The organism is bacterium, assembly GCA_024224155.1.
In the GTDB taxonomy this organism is placed as follows: Bacteria; Acidobacteriota; Thermoanaerobaculia; order Multivoradales; family JAHEKO01; genus CALZIK01.
This window is the reverse complement of sequence record JAAENP010000236.1, coordinates 1-912: the sequence shown is the minus strand read 5'-3', so window position 1 is coordinate 912 and position 912 is coordinate 1. Positions and strand designations below refer to the sequence as shown.

Annotated in this window: 1 protein-coding gene; it reads left to right on the top strand. The window is 61.7% G+C overall.

From position 1 onward, the window contains the following. Positions 1-135: 135 nt before the first annotated feature. Positions 136-912: hypothetical protein (locus GY769_12645; GenBank protein MCP4202768.1), on the top strand; the 777-nt coding region annotated here is incomplete at its 3' end.

Genomic DNA, 912 nt, shown 5'->3' with positions numbered 1-912 from the left:
CCAACGATGCCGCGCTACGCGCTCGCCAACTTCAATTGGCTAGGCCGCTTGACTCCATTGCAGAAGCGCTTGCTGGAGCCGGAGAGAATTGGTCTGCGACGTCTCTTGGCCTTAGGTCGTGCGATTACGACGAAGGTGATCTTCAGAGGAGGTGGTGATGCCGAGGGGCAACAGAAGCTGCCGTTCTGGCAGGAAGCTTTCCATCAGAAGGGCATGAGCGGTTCGGCAATCGTCTTTCCGAATGGTCGTAAGGAGTGCCAGGACACCTTCCCTCCGAAGAGTCTCGGCGATTCCTTCGTCGCTGTTTTCGTGGGTTGCGATCCCGCGGACTTGAGCTCCGCGTTTCTCGGTCGTGTCGATGCCGCGGAGTTCAGAGCGGTCGCTGCGAAGCTGCAGTCTGAGAACCCGGTGTATCAGAAGGCGACGCTGGACGAGGTGGAGCTCGGAAAGTGGCCGGTTGACGGGACGATGCCGAGAGTCTTCGAGCAGTGCTGCGTCGTCTTGCCTGCGGCGGAGGGGGACGAGGAGGAGGTACCAGGGGACGTCGGCCCGGCGCAACAAGTATCTGGTCATGTGGAGGAAGGAGAGGCCGCGATCGTAGCTCCTTACGTTTCCGCCTTCGCCGATGAGGACGATGACGGGACGATGGCGCGAGCGTGGGCGGTTGCGGGGGCGAAGCTCGAGGAGGCAACGGCCGTGGGGGAGCGCGTGCGTCTCGCAGAGACGGAGGCGGCTTTGGATGACGGTCGGACGGAGGCGAATGAAATCATGCGCGAGCACTTGCGCGGAATCTGCAAGGTGTTGAAGGCATCCTTCGCGAAGCTCTCGAGAGATGCGTTGGACGTGAAACTGGAGCAGGCCATGTTGGCGATCACGACGGGTCGGTCCAGCCAAGCCGAGTTGTCCGCAGTG